We start from the raw sequence: 15,964 nt of genomic DNA, 5'->3' as shown, positions 1-15,964 counted from the left end.
TTAGATCTTTTTCAGTAAAGTTGCGAGGATCAGCCCCAGGTTTCCAGCGACCGTCTGCCGGTACAGACCGGCACGCTTGAAACCCAGAATCCTTGGTAAAAGTGGTTTGCTACGCGCTGCCTTGAATTGATCAAGCTTCACCCGATGCTCTTGGCTCAATCGATGACGCATAGATTCCAAAGCATGAATATTTTGAGTATTCCATTCGTAAAAAAGACCCCTGAACGCCATGCGCAAGCGCTTGAGGCGTGCCAGCCAACTGGAGTTGGTCCCTACCACGTTTTCATTGTGCTGACGGTATAGCACCGTTGGTACAGGGTCATAGTGGACAGCGCCACCCGCACCGGAAATCAACTGATACGCCCACCAGTCATGCGAAGGTACATTCAGATTGTCGCCTGCCTCTTGCAGCAACGCGCGTGCGGCCTGGTTAAAAACCATTGTGTTGCCGCCCCCGATATTTTGCACGAGCGCATTGGAAAAGTGCGGCGCAAGAGCAAATTTGGGAGAGTAGCCAAAAGAAAAACCTGATTCGCAAATCAGTTCGGTACGCCCACAGTAAAGGGCCGGCACACCTTCCGGGGCTGACTTCAGCCAGGCTATTGCCTTCTCGAGTTTTTCTTGCTTCCAGATATCGTCCTGATCAGCCCACGCATAGAAGTCTGCGTGAATGTCTGTCCGACAAGTGAGCGAAAGGAAGTTTGCGACGAAGCCTCGACCAGGCCCCTCGATAACCTGGAGACGCCCCGCCCCCCACTGGTCCGTCGTGGCTTGAAGGATGTCCAGCGTCCGGTCCTGGGAGCCATCGTCCGAGACATAGACAGTCCAGTCACAATGAGACTGCTGCTGAAATGACTCAAGCTGCTGGGCTAAAAACGATTCTCCATTGTAGGAACACATCAGTATTGCGACTTTTTCAGTTCGGCAATCACTCAACGTGGTACCGGCGCAAGAATGAAGAAAGCTGGATCCCAAGATACCCACAAAATCTCCTTCCGTGTACATGACAGGTGTAATGTCAATTAGTACTTCTTTATTAAAATCAACACGATAAGGATTCGAATCGTTTTCAGAGCTTGATTATTCAGACAGCGCAAGCGGAGTCAGAACTGCACATCCGAATTCCCACACAACATCCCAAGCAACACTGCCACCCGGCCATCAGCGGTATCTCCACTGGGCTGGGACTGCGTTCTTGAGCACATCCTTCTTGGCTTTCAGCCTGAATTAGGTGAGGGTTCGAACATCTTGCGTACAAACTCCATGTAAAACGAACTCAAATTTTAAAGCAAAATGGAGGCCAACAACACCAGTGAAGCCTGAGACGACATAAATCCGACACAGGACTACCACTGTGGTCTCAGGGCGTTTACGGGGACGAATCGTACTACAAAGCTGTAACAAAGTTCCCACATTACCGAAAGAAAGATCGCCGTTCGGCGGTCTTTTTTCCTATCCGGCGGGACAGCTCAGACAAACAACCAATAGACAAGCAATCCAGATACCGCTGCGGCCAAAACCGGCCGCAAAGCGCGATATGCCTTGGGGTGAAGACGTTTCCACTGCTTGACCACGCCACTGAATTTATCGCTGGAGTTCTTGCTCCAGGCGTAGACCTGGTTGATGCCGCCCACACGTTCGTCGTCCAGGTTCTGAGGGGCAGTGGCGCGGCCCAGCCAGGCGCTGACACTGCGATTGATGCGGGTCATGAAGCGATTGCTCAGCGGACGTTCGATATCGCAGAACAGGATGACACGGGTCTTTGGCGTTTCATTCTTGACCCAGTGCACGTAGGTCTCGTCGAACATCACGTCTTCACCATCGCGCCAGGCGTAAACCTGACCGTCGACAAAGATGCGGCAATTATCGGAATTGGGGGTGGAGAGGCCCAAGTGATAACGCAGGGAACCGCCAAACGGATCACGATGCGGGTTGAGGTGGCTGCCGCCCGGCAGCAGCGCGAACATGGCGCCTTTGACGCTGGGAATGCCGTTGACCAGTTCCACGGTCTTCGGGCACAAGGCTTCGGCGGAAGGCAGCGGTTTGTCATACCACTTGAGATAGAAACGCTTCCAGCCCTTCTTGAAGAACGAGCCAAAACCGGCGTCGTTGTTCTTTGCCGCCGCGCGGATATACCCCTCGTCGAACAAGTGCATCGCTTCGTCGCGAATCACCTCCCAGTTGTCCTTGAGCACATCCAGTTCCGGGAACTTGCTGCGATCCAGATACGGTTTCGAAGGCACACCGGAAAACAGGTACATCAAAGCGTTATAGGGGGCGAACAGTGCCGAATGGTTAACGAACTGGCGCAAAACCGGCAGACGCGCCTTGCCGCGCAAATGCACATAGAGAGTGCTACCGAGAAACACCAACAACAACGAGGCCTTCGCGGCAACCGATAAGGTCATCAACAACTCCTTTGAAGATAAACGACACCGCACCACGTCCATTGCCCGACGTGGCTGCCAGCACGATAAAGACTACTGCCCCGGTGAAAACCTGCACTTTTCAACATTCTTTGTTAATGAATGTGCAACAAAGCACTCATTAACATAAGGTGCCTGAACGCTGACTGATGAAAATCCATCATCAGCCGGACCAGATCAATGGATCGCAACCAGCGACAACGCCTCAACCGTCACCACCAGCCACGACCCGCCAATGTTCAGCGCTTACTGCTGATTCTCCTGCTCGGTAAACAGATCACTGAACAGCATGCTCGACAGGTAACGTTCACCGGAGTCCGGCAGAATCACGACGATGGTCTTGCCCTGCATTTCCGGGGTCTCGGCCAGTCTTACGGCTACCGCCATGGCGGCGCCACAGGAAATCCCGCACAAGATTCCTTCTTCCTGCATCAAGCGCAAGGCCATGGCCTTGGACTCTTCGTCACTGACCAGTTCCACCCGGTCGACGATCGACAAATCGAGGTTCTTCGGCACAAAACCGGCACCGATACCCTGGATCTTGTGCGGGCTTGGCTTGATTTCCTCACCGGCCAGGGCCTGGGTGATCACCGGCGACACCACCGGTTCCACCGCCACCGAGAGTATCGGTTTGCCCTGGGTATTCTTGATATACCGCGAAACGCCGGTGATGGTTCCACCGGTTCCGACGCCTGCCACCAGTACGTCGACCGCGCCGTCGGTATCGTTCCAGATTTCCGGGCCGGTGGTTTTTTCGTGGATGGCCGGGTTGGCCGGGTTGTCGAATTGCGCCGGCATGAAGTACTTCGACGGGTCGCCGGCAACGATTTCACCGGCTTTCTCGATGGCGCCCTTCATGCCTTTGGCCGGCTCGGTCAACACCAGTTCGGCCCCCAGAGCCTTGAGCACCTTGCGGCGCTCGATACTCATGGACGCCGGCATGGTCAGCATCAGTTTGTAGCCACGGGCGGCGGCCACAAAGGCCAGGCCGATGCCGGTATTGCCGGAGGTGGGTTCGACGATGGTCATGCCCGGTTTGAGTTTGCCACTGCCCTCGGCATCCCAGATCATGTTCGCGCCGATCCGGCACTTGACCGAGTAACCCGGGTTGCGCCCTTCGATCTTGGCCAGGATGGTCACACCACGCGGCGCAATGCGATTGATCTGCACCAGCGGCGTGTTGCCGATGGAGTGGGCGTTGTCAACGAAAATGCGGCTCATGGCTGGGTCCTTAACGACAGCATTGAAATAGGGCATCAAGGTAAGCCCTCTTGCCCGCAGGCGTCCAGTCAGGTCGAACGTCCGCTTATCAGTGCAGTCAATGGCTTTAGATCGCCAGAGATTTGCCGCCATGAAACGTCGATACAGCTGGCCCCTGGGGACCCTCATCGGCCTCGTTATGTTGCTGATAACGCTCCACATCGCCTTGCCCTATCTGGTGCGCGACTACCTCAATGAGCGGCTGGCGAACATGGGTGACTACCGCGGCCAGATCACCGACGTGGACCTGGCCCTTTGGCGCGGCGCCTACAAAATCAACGGACTGAAAATCGTCAAGATCGACGGCAAGGTGCCAGTGCCTTTCGTCAACGCGCCGCTGGTCGACCTCTCGGTCAGTTGGCGTTCGCTCTGGTACGACCATGCGGTGGTGGCCAAGGTGCAGTTCATCAATCCCGAGGTCAATTTCGTCGACGGCGGGGCCAACAAGCAAAATTCCCAGACCGGCGAAGGCACCGACTGGCGTGCTCAATTAGGCAAGTTGCTGCCCATTACCCTGAACGAAGTGCGGATCAGCGACGGCAAGATCAGTTTTCGCAACTTCAATTCCAAACCACCCGTGAACATGAATGCCACAAAAGTGGATGCCAACATCCACAACCTGACCAACATAGTCGACACCAAAGGCAAGCGTGATGCGCGCTTCGAAGGCAAAGCGCTGCTGCTGGGGCACGCGCCACTGGAAACCACGGCCACTTTCGATCCATTGAGCGACTTCGAAGACTTCGAGTTTCGCTTGCGCACCACGGATATCGAGCTCAAGCGCTTGAACGACTTCGCCGCGGCCTACGGCAAGTTCGACTTCAATGCAGGCCATGGCGACGTGGTGATCGAAGCCTCGGCCAGCAAGGGGCGACTGACCGGCTACATCAAGCCACTGCTACGCGATGTTGATGTGTTCAACTGGCAGCAGGATGTGGAAAACAAGGACAAAGGACTGTTCCGCTCGATTTGGGAAGCTCTCGTCGGCGGTACCGAGACCCTCTTGAAAAACCAGGGCAAAAACCAGTTTGCGACACGGGTCGAACTCAAGGGCAATGTACATCAGCAAGATGTCAGCGCATTCCAGGCTTTTTTGCAGATTTTACGCAATGGATTCATCCAGGCGTTCAATGCGCGGTATGAACAGCCCCAGCCGGATGCAGGCTAATTTTTGCGCGTGACGATATACCGGCCAGTGTCTTCTGCCGCACGGGGCGAATTCGATTGCTGTTGCAGGAAATCCCAACCCAGACAGGCCAGGGCTAACGATCGCGGCACCGCTTCGCGACCACTGCTGTATCGGGTGATACTGCGGGTACTGACCCCCAGCGCTTCAGCCGCCTGATTAAGCGGTAACCCGGTGCGAGCACGCCAATCGATAAAGATTCGGGTGTTCTCGTCGGCTGCATTTTGCGCCAAGGCATCCAGGTAGAGAGTGTCTGCACCAATCTGGATATCGAGTTCAGGCCATTCGACACTCCAGCCATCGTCACCCAACGTTGCATACTCAAAAGCGACTCCCTGCAAAGGTTGCAGGCCTGGATAGGCCTGCAGGTCGCGGCTCAAATCGAGTATCAGTTGCTGGCCATCGATAAATGTCAGCGCCAAACGATGATCCGACAACGCTTGCACTGCCGATAGCCGTGGTCGTTTCATGGGTAGCATCGTTTCCAATCCTCCAGCAATTGAGTCTGGTGAGCTCTGACCCACTCCAGAGCTTCCCTGAGAATCAGCGGCGGTGCCTTGCCCATCATCACTTCGACAGTTTCCAGGCTCAACATGACGTCCAGTCCGCCACCCGTCAGATGAACATGTGGCGGTGGATGATTTTTTTCGCGCAACTGAATGCGGTATGTATCTCGAAATCGGTGTTTTGTAGACATGCCCGGCATGCTATCGCCAAAATGGCGATATCTCTATACTGGCCAGCAACCGAGACTGAGTCAAGATGTGACGCCCCATTCAGAGACTGAATAAGCCGTCTGCGTTCACAGTCGACCGGGCACCGCGTTATAGTCGGGGCTGACCATTTTATTGCGCCCCCGCCCTGCCTCCTTCAGGTCGGCGTTACCGTTCGAGGATTAGCAGATGAAGTTCGAAGGCACCCAGGCCTACGTCGCCACCGATGACCTGAAGCTGGCGGTCAACGCCGCCATCACCCTGGAGCGGCCGTTGCTGGTCAAGGGCGAACCGGGCACCGGCAAGACCATGCTCGCCGAGCAACTGGCCGAATCCTTTGGCGCCAAGCTGATCACCTGGCACATCAAATCCACCACCAAGGCCCACCAGGGCCTGTACGAGTACGACGCGGTCAGCCGCCTGCGCGATTCGCAGCTTGGCACGGAAAAGGTCCACGACGTTCGCAACTACCTGAAAAAGGGCAAGCTCTGGGAAGCCTTCGAATCCGAAGAGCGGGTCATCCTGCTGATCGACGAGATCGACAAGGCCGACATCGAATTCCCCAACGACCTGCTGCAAGAACTCGACAAGATGGAGTTCTACGTTTACGAGATCGACGAGACCATCAAGGCCAAGAAGCGCCCGATCATCATTATTACCTCCAACAACGAAAAGGAGCTGCCGGACGCCTTCCTGCGCCGCTGCTTCTTCCACTACATCGCCTTCCCCGACCGCGTGACAATGCAGCGGATCGTCGACGTGCACTACCCGGACATCAAGAAAGATCTGGTCAGCGAAGCGCTGGACGTGTTCTTCGACGTGCGCAAGGTGCCGGGCCTGAAGAAGAAGCCTTCGACCTCCGAGCTGGTGGACTGGCTGAAGCTGCTGATGGCCGACAATATCGGCGAAGCGGTGCTGCGCGAGCGCGATCCGACCAAGGCCATCCCGCCTCTGGCCGGTGCGCTGGTGAAAAACGAACAGGACGTGCAACTGCTGGAGCGACTGGCGTTCATGAGCCGTCGCGGCACCCGCTAAGAGGCTGATGCCATGCTGCTCAACCTGTTCAATGAAATGCGCGCAGCCAAGGTACCGGTCTCGGTGCGTGAACTGCTGGACCTGATCAACGCGCTGAAACAGCGCGTGACGTTCGCCGACATGGACGAGTTCTATTACCTGTCCCGGACGATCCTGGTGAAGGACGAAAAGCATTTCGACAAGTTCGACCGAGCGTTCGGTGCTTACTTCAACGGTCTGGAAAAGCTCGACGATCACCTGCAGGCGCTGATCCCCGAAGACTGGCTGCGCAAGGAGTTCGAGCGCTCGCTGACCGATGAAGAACGGGCGGCGATCCAGTCCCTCGGTGGCCTGGACAAGCTGATCGAAGAGTTCAAGAAACGCCTCGAAGAACAGAAGGAACGCCATGCCGGTGGCAACAAGTGGATCGGCACCGGGGGCACCAGCCCGTTCGGCTCCGGCGGTTTCAACCCGGAAGGCATTCGGGTTGGCGATGCCGGCAAGCGCCAGGGCAAGGCGGCCAAGGTCTGGGACCAGCGCGAATACAAGAACCTCGACGATTCCGTCGAGCTGGGTACGCGCAACATCAAGGTCGCCCTGCGGCGCTTGCGCAAGTTTGCCCGTCAGGGCGCGGCGGAAGAGCTGGACATCGATGGCACCATCGACCACACCGCCAAGGATGCCGGCCTGCTGAACATCCAGATGCGGCCGGAGCGGCGCAACACCGTCAAGCTGTTGTTGCTGTTCGACATCGGCGGCTCGATGGACGCCCACGTGAAGATTTGCGAGGAATTGTTCTCGGCCTGCAAGACCGAGTTCAAGCATCTGGAGTACTTCTACTTCCACAACTTCATTTATGAATCGGTGTGGAAGAACAACATGCGTCGCACCTCCGAGCGCACGTCGACCATGGACCTGCTGCACAAGTACGGCGCCGACTACAAGGTGATCTTCATCGGCGACGCCGCCATGGCGCCCTACGAAATCACCCAGGCGGGTGGCAGCGTCGAGCACTGGAACGAAGAAGCCGGTTACGTGTGGATGCAGCGGTTCAAGGAGAAGTACAAGAAGCTCATCTGGATCAACCCGTATCCGAAGGACACCTGGGGCTATACCTCGTCGACCAACATCGTGCGGGATTTGATTGAGGACCAGATGTATCCGCTGACTCTTCGCGGGTTGGAAGAAGGGATGCGGTTTCTTTCCAAGTAATCTTTGTTGTCTGGTCTGACGCCATCGCGAGCAGGCTCGCTCCCACATTGGATCTTTGTCGTGCATAAGATCCCTGTGGGAGCGAGCCTGCTCGCGATGCTTTTAGCTGTTGTTGAAGCGGCGCAAATACTCGATTTGCTCGCGGTGCGCCACTTCCTGCACCACCGGCCGCAACCGCACCCGCGCACCCGGCAAACACTGCGCCAGCCGCGCCAGCGCCAATGGCGTCAACGCTCCCAATCGCGGATATCCACCAATGGTCTGCCGATCATTGAGCAGCACAATCGGCTGCCCGTCGGGCGGCACCTGGACCGCCCCCAACGGAATGCCTTCGGAAATCATCGGTTTGCCCTGGTACTGCAGCGCCGTACCCAACAGGCGAATGCCCATCCGGTCGGCACGACTGTCGAGGCTCCACACGCTGTTGAACGCATCGAACAGGCTCTGCCCGCTGAACTCGCCGATCTGCGCACCAAGCACCAGATCCAGCAATGGCTCGCGAGTGAAATCCGGCACCCATCGGCTCGGCAACTCCCGCAGTAATAGCAGCGAATTCCCCGAGTAGTTCAAGGTCGCGCCTTTGCTCAGCGCATGGCCCATTCCGTCCAGGCCGCCGAGCTCTTCACGGACTACCGTCGCGCTGCTGCCCAGCACTTTCGGTGCATCAAACCCGCCCGGCGCCGCCAGATAGGCCCGGGCGCCGAGCAACGGGCGGGTGAATTGCAAACGCTGGCCTTTGTGTAACCTGAAACTGCGCCACGGGGCCAGCATTTCGCCGTCCACCTGCGCGCCCAGATCCGCTCCAGCCAGGGCCAGCACGCAGTCTTCCTCGGCAACGACAGTGAACCCGCCGAGGGTGATTTCGACTACCGGCGCATCCAGTCCGTTGCCCAACAGCCAGTTACCCCAGGCCATCGAACGCCAATCGGCCGCTCCACCCTGGGTCACGCCCAGATGCCGCACGCCGAATCGACCGGCATCCTGCAACAGGCACAGCGCCGTACTCACTTCAATCGTCAAACGGCTCATGCCAGGGCCTCCAGTGGCGTGTCGTCACCGCCCAGGTTAATGAATTCGGCATGGCCGACCGCTTCGAACCGTACCGTGTCACCGGGTTGCATCAGGCTGTAGCCGTCACGGTTGCGATCGAACAATTTGGCCGGCGTGCGGCCGATCAAATTCCAGCCGCCCGGCGACACCACCGGATAGGCCGCCGTCTGCCGTTCGGCGATGCCGACACTGCCGGCGGCGACTTTCTTGCGTGGCGTGCTCAGGCGCGGCGCGGCGAGCACCTCTTCCACCAGCCCCATGAAGGCGAAGCCCGGGGCAAAACCCAGCGCGAACACTTGATATTCATGCGCGCTGTGGCGACGGATCACCTCCTCTACCGGCAGCCCGCTGCGCTGCGACAACAGGCTCAATTCCGGGCCGACGCTCAAGTCGTACCACACCGGCAACACATGGCAGGTGCCACGAGTGCGCGCGTTGGGCGTCAGGTCGACCAAGGCTTCGGCGATCAGTTCCCGGGCCTGGTTCGGACTCAACGCGGTCAGGTCGTAATGCACCATCAACGTTGTGTAGGACGGCACCAGATCGATCAAACGTTCAGCGAACGCCGCGCGCAGGCTTTCGCTCGCGGCGAGCATCCACGGCACGTTGGTTTCGGCGATTTCATCGAACAGGCGCACCATCAGGCAATCCAGCGCCACCACTTCTACCCGCGGCTTCATGACGCGCTCTGCCGGTTCAAGGCTTCACGGATGCGTTGCACGGCAGCGACCGAGCTGGCGTTGTCGCCGTGCACGCACAAGGTGTTGGCCTGCAAATGCAGGGCGCTGCCGTCGCTGGCGGTGAGCGGATCGCCACGGGCGATGGTCAGCGCCTGCTCGATGATCTTTTCCGGATCGTGATGAACCGCCCCCGGCAGTTGTCGCGACACCAGTCTGCCGGCGCTGTCGTAGGCGCGGTCGGCGAAGGCTTCGAACCACAGGGTCACGCCGTATTCATCGCCCAGTTGTTGGGCGACGCTGTTGTCGCGGGTGGCCATCAACATCAACGGCAGGTTGCGGTCATAGGACGCTACCGCTTGCAGCACCGCACGCAGCTGCGCCGGGTTGGCCATCATGTCGTTGTACATCGCGCCATGGGGTTTGACGTAGCTGACCCGTCCACCCTGGGCTCGGCAGATGCCGTCGAGGGCGCCGATCTGGTAATGCAGGATGTCTTGAAGCTCCTGGGTGGCATAGGCCATGGAGCGACGGCCGAACCCCACCAGGTCCTGATAGGCCGGATGCGCGCCAACTTGCACACCGTGGCCGAGGGCCAGGCTGACGGTCTTGCGCATGATGCTCGGGTCGCCGGCGTGGAAACCGCAGGCGATGTTGGCGCAATCGATGAAGGGCATGATTTCCGCGTCCAGACCCATGGTCCAGCTGCCGAAACTCTCGCCGATGTCGCAGTTCAATAGCAGGCGGCTCACGCTGAACACTCCTGTAGGCTTTATTCTTTTCAGCTGCGGGACATATCCATAAGACAGCCCCGCAGGTTATCAGTTACTGGGCATCGAGTTGCTTGCCACGGGTTTCCGGCAAACTCAGGGCCGCGAGGATCACCACGCCGTAGGAAACCGCCGCAAAGGCACCGATGCCCACACTCAGCGGTACTGTCTGGCTGAGCAGGCCGATCAGCAGCGGGAACAACGCCGCCAGTGCCCGGCCGATGTTGTAGCAAAAACCCTGGCCCGAACCGCGAATGCGCGTGGGGAACAACTCGGTCAGGAATGCGCCCATGCCACTGAAAATCCCCGAGGCAAAGAAGCCCAGCGGAAAGCCCAGCCATAGCATCACGCCGTTGCTGACCGGAAGTTGGGTGTACAGCAACACAATGGTGAACGAGCCGACGGCGAACAGAATGAAGTTCTTTTTACGTCCGAGGATGTCGGTCAAATAGGCGCTGATGACATAACCGACGTAGGACCCGATGATCACCATCGCCAGATAACCGCTGGTATTGAGTACGCTCAAACCCCGTTCGTTCTTCAGGAAGGTCGGCAACCAGGACGTGATCGCGTAGTAGCCACCCAGCGCGCCGGTGGTCAGCAACGAAGCGCGAATCGTGGTGAAGAGCATGCCGGGGGCGAAGATCTCGTAGAACTTCGACGGGTTGCTCGGCTCCTGTTTCGCCTTGGCTTCACGATAGATTTCCGGGTCCTTGACCAGACGGCGGACGAAGATCACGAAGATCGCCGGCACGATGCCAAGGATGAACAGCGCGCGCCAGGCGTCTTCCGGTGGCAATACCGAGAACAGCAGCGCATACAGAATCGCCGTCAGCCCCCAACCCAGCGCCCAGCCGGATTGCACCATGCCAACCGCCTTGCCACGGTCCTGGGCACGAATCACTTCGCCGATCAGCACCGCGCCGGCCGTCCACTCGCCGCCGAAACCGAAGCCCATCAGGGTCCGTGCAATCAGCAGTTGCTCGTAGCTCTGGGCAAAGCCGCAGAGGAAGGTGAAGAAGGCAAACCACAGCACGGTCAGTTGCAAGGTGCGCACACGACCGATGCGGTCGGAGAGAATCCCCGCCACCCAGCCACCGATGGCCGAAGCGATCAGCGTGCTGGTGTGAATCAGCCCGGCCTGGCCGGTGGTGATGCCCCACATGGCAATCAGGGTCGGCACCACGAAGCTGAGCATCTGGGTGTCCATGCCGTCCAGGCCATAACCGATCTTGCAGCTCCAGAAGGTGCGGCGTTCCTGCTGATTGATATTGCGATACCAGTCGAAAGGTCCCGGACGGGACGAGGCTTTCGCAATGAAGGGGGTGTCGGGCGCACTCATGGCAAATCTCCGCGCTGATTTTATTGGTATTGTTCTGAGCCCCGACGACGCCTATCGTGGGAACCGGATGCGTCGATTCTTGGATGCGCGCCCCTGCTGCGTCCAACTAATAAAAACCCGCCTTAGACATAAGAAATCTTTATCCCATGAACCTGAAGTTTCTCGAGACCTTTGTCTGGGTCGCCCGGCTCAAGAGTTTCCGCCTGACCGCCGACAAGCTCTTCACCACTCAGGCCTCGATCTCCAGCCGCATCGCAGTGCTTGAAGGCGAGCTCGGGGTAAAGCTGTTTCTGCGGGATTCGCGCGGTGTGAGCCTGACGCCGGAAGGCCTGAAAGTGCTCGATTATGCCGAGCAGATGATGGACACCATGCAGGCACTCAAGCAGTCGATCGAGACCCGTTCGAGCAAGGCCGGACGGGTGCGCATCGGCGTGATGGACACGGTGATCCACACCTGGCTCAGCCCGTTGGTGGCGCAGATGACTGATCACTACCCGTTGGTGGAAATCGAGCTGGTGGCCGATACCTCGCTCAACCTCTGCGATCAGCTGCAAAAAGGCTTCCTCGATGTAATCCTGCAAACCGATCTATTGCGCCAGGAAAGCGTGCGCAGCCTGGAGCTGGCCAGCCACCCCATGGGCTGGATCGTCGCCAGTAACTCGATCTACAACCGCCATTACATGAACGTCGCCGAACTGGCGCGTGAGCGGATCATCACTTATTCGAAAAACTCCCATCCGCATCAGGAAGTGCTGGCGCTGATGCAGGCCAATGGTGTCATGACACCGCGACTGAACTGCGTGAATTCGGTGTCGGCCATCACCCGTTTGTTGCGCGACGGTTTCGGCGTCGGCGCTTTGCCGCCGGTACTGGTGGCCGAGGAACTGGAGCGGGGGGAATTGACCTTGCTGGCCATCGACCAACGCCCGCCCAACCTGCAAGTGGTGGTGTCATGGCGGGTCGGTGCAGAGCTGGTCGAAGAGATCGTGACGCTGTGTCAGCACGTGGTGGAGCACTATGCGCAGAGGGTGGGGGAGCACTACATGGTTTTGAGCAAACCCCTGGCCGGCCTCTGAAAAGGAGCTCTAAACGTCACAAGTAGTAATTGCTATCATTTGCATTAATATTTTGAAAATGTATTCTCTGCGCGCATTCAGCTAAATCACTGTCCAGAAGGAGTCGGACTCGATGCGCGCTTACACGCAAAAACAGCAGCAATTGCTCTCAAACTGGAGCGAAGCACTCGGCACTCCGGCCTTCCAGTCCCACCGCATCACCCTCGACCACTTGAGCAATGCCCTGGAGCCCGCCGCGCAGCGCAGCTTCCAACGCCTGATCCAGGCACTGTTTCGAGAAGGTCTGATCAACCCCGACGCTTGCGATTACGACGATGACAGTCGTTGCTGGCTGCCACTTGGCGACGGTGCGCAGCTTTGCTTCGATCACCTGTCGGGCGGAAGAATGAACAGCTGGGACGTTCGCGGCAGCATCGTCCTGCACACCCCCGACAGCCTGCCCCACAAGATCCAGTTGCCCAGCGAACTGCTCGCTCACCTCAGCACTCAGCTCAACCCGCCCGCCTCCCCACAGGTACTGGAGCGTTTGGCCTGCGAGCTGGACGATAGCTACAGCAACGACACCCTGTGCCTGGCGTTCCACCATGGATGGACCGAGCGCCTGAGAGAGCAGATCGACACCGAGCACAACGACAATCTGCTTGCCTGGCTCAAAGCCAGCCCCGACCATCAGAACCCGACGTCATTGCTCGAACAGTGGGGCACGCTCGGCCACCCTTGGCACCCGAACTACAAGACCAAACTGGGCTTGAGCGCTGCGCAGGTCATCGCGTTCTCGCCGGAATTCGAAGCGAGTTTTCCGATTGTGCTGTGCGCCCTGCACCGTCAGTACGCACACGTCGAGTCACTGGCCGGCACCGCCGATTACTGGGACTGGTGGCAGGGCCACTTCCCGCAGGCCGCCGAGCATTTGCAGCGCCATTTGCAGCAACGGGGCCTGGAGGTAACGGACTACCTCCCGCTGCCGTCGCACCCATGGCAAGTCAATGAAGAACTGTCCAGTTCGTTCGCCGGCGAGATCGCCGACAACCTGCTGATCGTCACCGACATCGTTGCCTTCACCGGCCACCCGACCATGTCCTTCCGCACGGTCGTACCAGAGGCCAGCCGCGTTGCGCCGATGGTCAAACTGCCGGTGGCCTTGCGCCTGACCAGCGTGCAGCGCACCGTGTCACCGCGCTCGGCCCGGATGGGACCGCGCATCAGCCAACTGATACTGCAGATTCTCGATCATGAACCGCGGATTCAGCGCCTGCTGAACATCGTGCCGGAACGCATCGGCGTTCATTACGCGCCACAACCGGCCAATGACGAACGGTCCCGGCATGCCGCCGTGTTGTACCGCGACAACCCTCTGACCCTGCTGCAAGAAGGCGAGCTGGCCGTGCCGGTCGGCAGCCTGTTCGCCGTCAACGAATTCGAACAACCGTTGCTGCGCGACTGGGTGCAACTGGCTCAGGGTCGTGACGACAGCGAAGCCATGCTGGCGTTCTTCGATGATTACCTGTCGATTGCCGTCCCGAGCCTGCTGGGCATCTACCTGAAGTACGGCGTAGCCTTCGAAGCGCACCAGCAAAACAGCTTCATGGTGATGGGCGCTGACGGGCAATTGAATCGGCTGCTGCTGCGTGACTTCGGCGACATTCGCATCGATCGCAAAACCCTGCACGCCAAGGGTCTGGATATCCAGCTGCACGATCCGAAAATGACCCTGTACGACGACGCCGGTTTTGTCCGCGACAAGCTCCTGCACACCACGTTCATGTGCCACCTCGGCGAGTTGACGTTGCTCTGCGCCCGCCACTGGAATGTGCCGGAAAACAGCCTTTGGGGTCGCCTGGCCACGCACGTTGAACAGTGCTTCGAGAACGTGCGCGAACACGTCGAACCGGCACGCTGGGAAAGCGAGCGTCACGCCCTGCTGGAACAGGACTGGCCGGCCAAATCGTTCATGCGCATGCGCTTGCACGACAGCCACGCCGACATCGTCGGACGCCTGAGTAATCCGCTGCGAACCAATGCCCATGCTCGCTGATGGTCGTGCGTTGCGACTGCTGATCGTCATCCAGTTTGTCTCCATGGGCGCCATGGAAATGAGCGGCCCGTTCTGGCCCTTGCAGATCCAGCATCTGCTTGGGCCAGCGGGTGCCGGCTACACGGCGCTGCTATCGGCGCTGGTGTATGCCGGTCCGATGCTGGCGGCCATGCTGCTGACGCCCGCATGGGGACGGTTGGGTGATCGCACCGGGCACAAACCGATGATCGTTCGGGCGTTGCTGGCACTTGCACTATGCCAGGGGCTGGCGGCGATTACCCTCGACCCGTGGCTGCTGGTGGGCATTCGCGTGATGCAAGGCGCATTGGCCGGATTTCTCGCCGCCGCGCAAGCCTATGCCCTGGCCTGCTGCGACAGTTCCCGGCGCGGTCACACCCTGGCCCGCCTGCAATCGGCAACCGCCGTCGGCTCGCTGATCGGCCCGGTACTGGGCGGCTGGCTGATGGACATCTCGGGGTTTGCCCTGCTCTGTTATGGCGCGTCGGCGATTTGCCTGCTGTGTGCACTGGGGAGTTTTTTCCTGCCGGCCGACAAGGCGCGAGCCTCGACGAAGAAACCGGTTGCGCCTGTGGCCCTGCCAAAAAGCTGGCTCAGTGGAATCCTGTTGGTGATCGTGTTGATTCAAGCCGCGAAGATGATGCCGCAACCCTTCTACGCGCTGTACGTCGCCGATATTCTGCACGCACCGGGTTGGCTGATCGGCGCTACTTACGCGGCGAGTGCGGCGACCCTGGCCATCTCCGCCCCGCTGTGGGGACGTCTGTTCGACCGCTGGCAGCCGGCTTACACCTTGCGTGTCATCGAAGGCGTTGCCTGGCTCTGCGCCCTGACGCTCGCGGCCACGGCACTGGCCAGCGAATGGCTGGGTTTTCTCGTCAGCCGGTTGGTCTGGGGCATCTGGCAAGGCGCACTGCTCCCCGTCGCCTATGCGCTGATCGCCAACACCGTGTCTTCAAGCCAGCAGGGGTTTGCCCTCGGCCTGGGCAACAGCGCGGCCAAGGCTGGCGCCCTGCTCGGTGCCGTCCTCGGCGGGATCGGCATGGGGCTGGTCGGCCTGGCCCACAGTTTCTGGCTGGTGGCGCTGACCTACGCACTGGCTGCCATCGGAATCCGTTGGGTGCGCTCATTCACCTCCACGCCTGCCCCCGCAATTTTATCCACCCACACTTATCACGACTAAAA

Annotated in this window: 15 protein-coding genes; 6 read left to right on the top strand and 9 right to left on the bottom strand. The window is 59.1% G+C overall.

Going from position 1 to position 15,964, the window contains the following annotated elements; translation table 11 throughout:
* The 3 genes from ACM6J5_RS20675 to cysK form a co-directional block, all read right to left on the bottom strand.
* On the bottom strand, positions 1–984 hold the full coding sequence (locus ACM6J5_RS20675; protein WP_172435384.1) for a glycosyltransferase family 2 protein: 984 nt from the start codon (positions 982–984) through the stop codon (positions 1–3).
* 485 nt (positions 985–1,469) lie between these two features.
* Positions 1,470–2,408: an aspartyl/asparaginyl beta-hydroxylase domain-containing protein gene (locus ACM6J5_RS20670; protein ID WP_414929241.1), complete on the bottom strand. Its 939-nt coding sequence runs from the start codon at positions 2,406–2,408 to the stop codon at positions 1,470–1,472.
* A 264-nt stretch (positions 2,409–2,672) separates the two neighbouring features.
* Positions 2,673–3,647 (bottom strand): cysteine synthase A, encoded by a 975-nt coding sequence (gene cysK, locus ACM6J5_RS20665; protein ID WP_095945351.1) that lies wholly within the window; start codon positions 3,645–3,647, stop codon positions 2,673–2,675.
* A 130-nt stretch (positions 3,648–3,777) separates the two neighbouring features.
* Between cysK and ACM6J5_RS20660 the strand changes: the two genes are divergently transcribed.
* Positions 3,778–4,854 carry a DUF748 domain-containing protein gene (locus tag ACM6J5_RS20660; RefSeq protein WP_095945352.1) on the top strand — a complete coding sequence of 359 codons (1,077 nt, stop codon included), beginning with the start codon at positions 3,778–3,780 and terminating at the stop codon, positions 4,852–4,854.
* Here ACM6J5_RS20660 and ACM6J5_RS20655 read toward each other — a convergent pair.
* Positions 4,851–5,351 (bottom strand): DUF2442 domain-containing protein, encoded by a 501-nt coding sequence (locus ACM6J5_RS20655; protein ID WP_095945353.1) that lies wholly within the window; start codon positions 5,349–5,351, stop codon positions 4,851–4,853. The two genes, ACM6J5_RS20660 and ACM6J5_RS20655, sit on opposite strands and share 4 nt — an antisense overlap.
* Positions 5,339–5,569: a DUF4160 domain-containing protein gene (locus tag ACM6J5_RS20650; protein ID WP_095945383.1), complete on the bottom strand. Its 231-nt coding sequence runs from the start codon at positions 5,567–5,569 to the stop codon at positions 5,339–5,341. The genes ACM6J5_RS20655 and ACM6J5_RS20650 overlap by 13 nt, the downstream gene beginning before the upstream one ends.
* Before the next feature lie 205 nt (positions 5,570–5,774).
* On the opposite strand from ACM6J5_RS20650, the gene ACM6J5_RS20645 reads away from it, so the two are divergent.
* Both ACM6J5_RS20645 and ACM6J5_RS20640 read left to right on the top strand, forming a co-directional pair.
* Positions 5,775–6,620 carry an AAA family ATPase gene (locus ACM6J5_RS20645; protein ID WP_007984829.1) on the top strand — a complete coding sequence of 282 codons (846 nt, stop codon included), beginning with the start codon at positions 5,775–5,777 and terminating at the stop codon, positions 6,618–6,620.
* A 12-nt stretch (positions 6,621–6,632) separates the two neighbouring features.
* Complete coding sequence (locus tag ACM6J5_RS20640) at positions 6,633–7,811, top strand: vWA domain-containing protein (RefSeq protein WP_046043874.1); 1,179 nt, start codon at positions 6,633–6,635, stop codon at positions 7,809–7,811.
* Between the two features lie 102 nt (positions 7,812–7,913).
* On the opposite strand, the gene ACM6J5_RS20635 is transcribed toward ACM6J5_RS20640, so the two are convergent.
* From ACM6J5_RS20635 to ACM6J5_RS20620, 4 genes are all read right to left on the bottom strand, one after another.
* Complete coding sequence (locus ACM6J5_RS20635) at positions 7,914–8,840, bottom strand: biotin-dependent carboxyltransferase family protein (protein WP_414929240.1); 927 nt, start codon at positions 8,838–8,840, stop codon at positions 7,914–7,916.
* On the bottom strand, positions 8,837–9,541 hold the full coding sequence (locus ACM6J5_RS20630) for a 5-oxoprolinase subunit B family protein (protein ID WP_150673547.1): 705 nt from the start codon (positions 9,539–9,541) through the stop codon (positions 8,837–8,839). Before ACM6J5_RS20630 ends, ACM6J5_RS20635 begins: the two co-directional genes overlap by 4 nt.
* The gene (locus ACM6J5_RS20625) at positions 9,538–10,290 is read right to left on the bottom strand and encodes a 5-oxoprolinase subunit PxpA (protein ID WP_414929239.1); all 753 of its coding nucleotides are present in this window, start codon (positions 10,288–10,290) and stop codon (positions 9,538–9,540) included. The genes ACM6J5_RS20630 and ACM6J5_RS20625 overlap by 4 nt, the downstream gene beginning before the upstream one ends.
* Positions 10,291–10,363: 73 nt before the next feature.
* A complete protein-coding gene (locus ACM6J5_RS20620) occupies positions 10,364–11,650 on the bottom strand; it encodes an MFS transporter (protein ID WP_095945357.1) in 1,287 nt (428 codons plus the stop codon).
* 146 nt (positions 11,651–11,796) lie between these two features.
* On the opposite strand from ACM6J5_RS20620, the gene ACM6J5_RS20615 reads away from it, so the two are divergent.
* The 3 genes from ACM6J5_RS20615 (at position 11,797) to ACM6J5_RS20605 (ending at position 15,962) form a co-directional block, all read left to right on the top strand.
* Positions 11,797–12,726, top strand: a complete 930-nt coding sequence (locus ACM6J5_RS20615) for a LysR family transcriptional regulator (protein WP_414929238.1) — start codon at positions 11,797–11,799, stop codon at positions 12,724–12,726.
* 112 nt (positions 12,727–12,838) lie between these two features.
* Positions 12,839–14,761 (top strand): IucA/IucC family protein, encoded by a 1,923-nt coding sequence (locus ACM6J5_RS20610; protein WP_414929237.1) that lies wholly within the window; start codon positions 12,839–12,841, stop codon positions 14,759–14,761.
* Positions 14,751–15,962 carry an MFS transporter gene (locus ACM6J5_RS20605; protein WP_414929236.1) on the top strand — a complete coding sequence of 404 codons (1,212 nt, stop codon included), beginning with the start codon at positions 14,751–14,753 and terminating at the stop codon, positions 15,960–15,962. Before ACM6J5_RS20610 ends, ACM6J5_RS20605 begins: the two co-directional genes overlap by 11 nt.
* The last annotated feature ends 2 nt before the right edge of the window (positions 15,963–15,964 follow it).

It is taken from the genome of Pseudomonas sp. IT-P74, assembly GCF_949768175.1.
Classification (GTDB): Bacteria; Pseudomonadota; Gammaproteobacteria; order Pseudomonadales; family Pseudomonadaceae; genus Aquipseudomonas.
The sequence above is the reverse complement of the archived record's forward strand: the minus strand, read 5'-3'. Positions and strand labels throughout refer to the sequence as shown.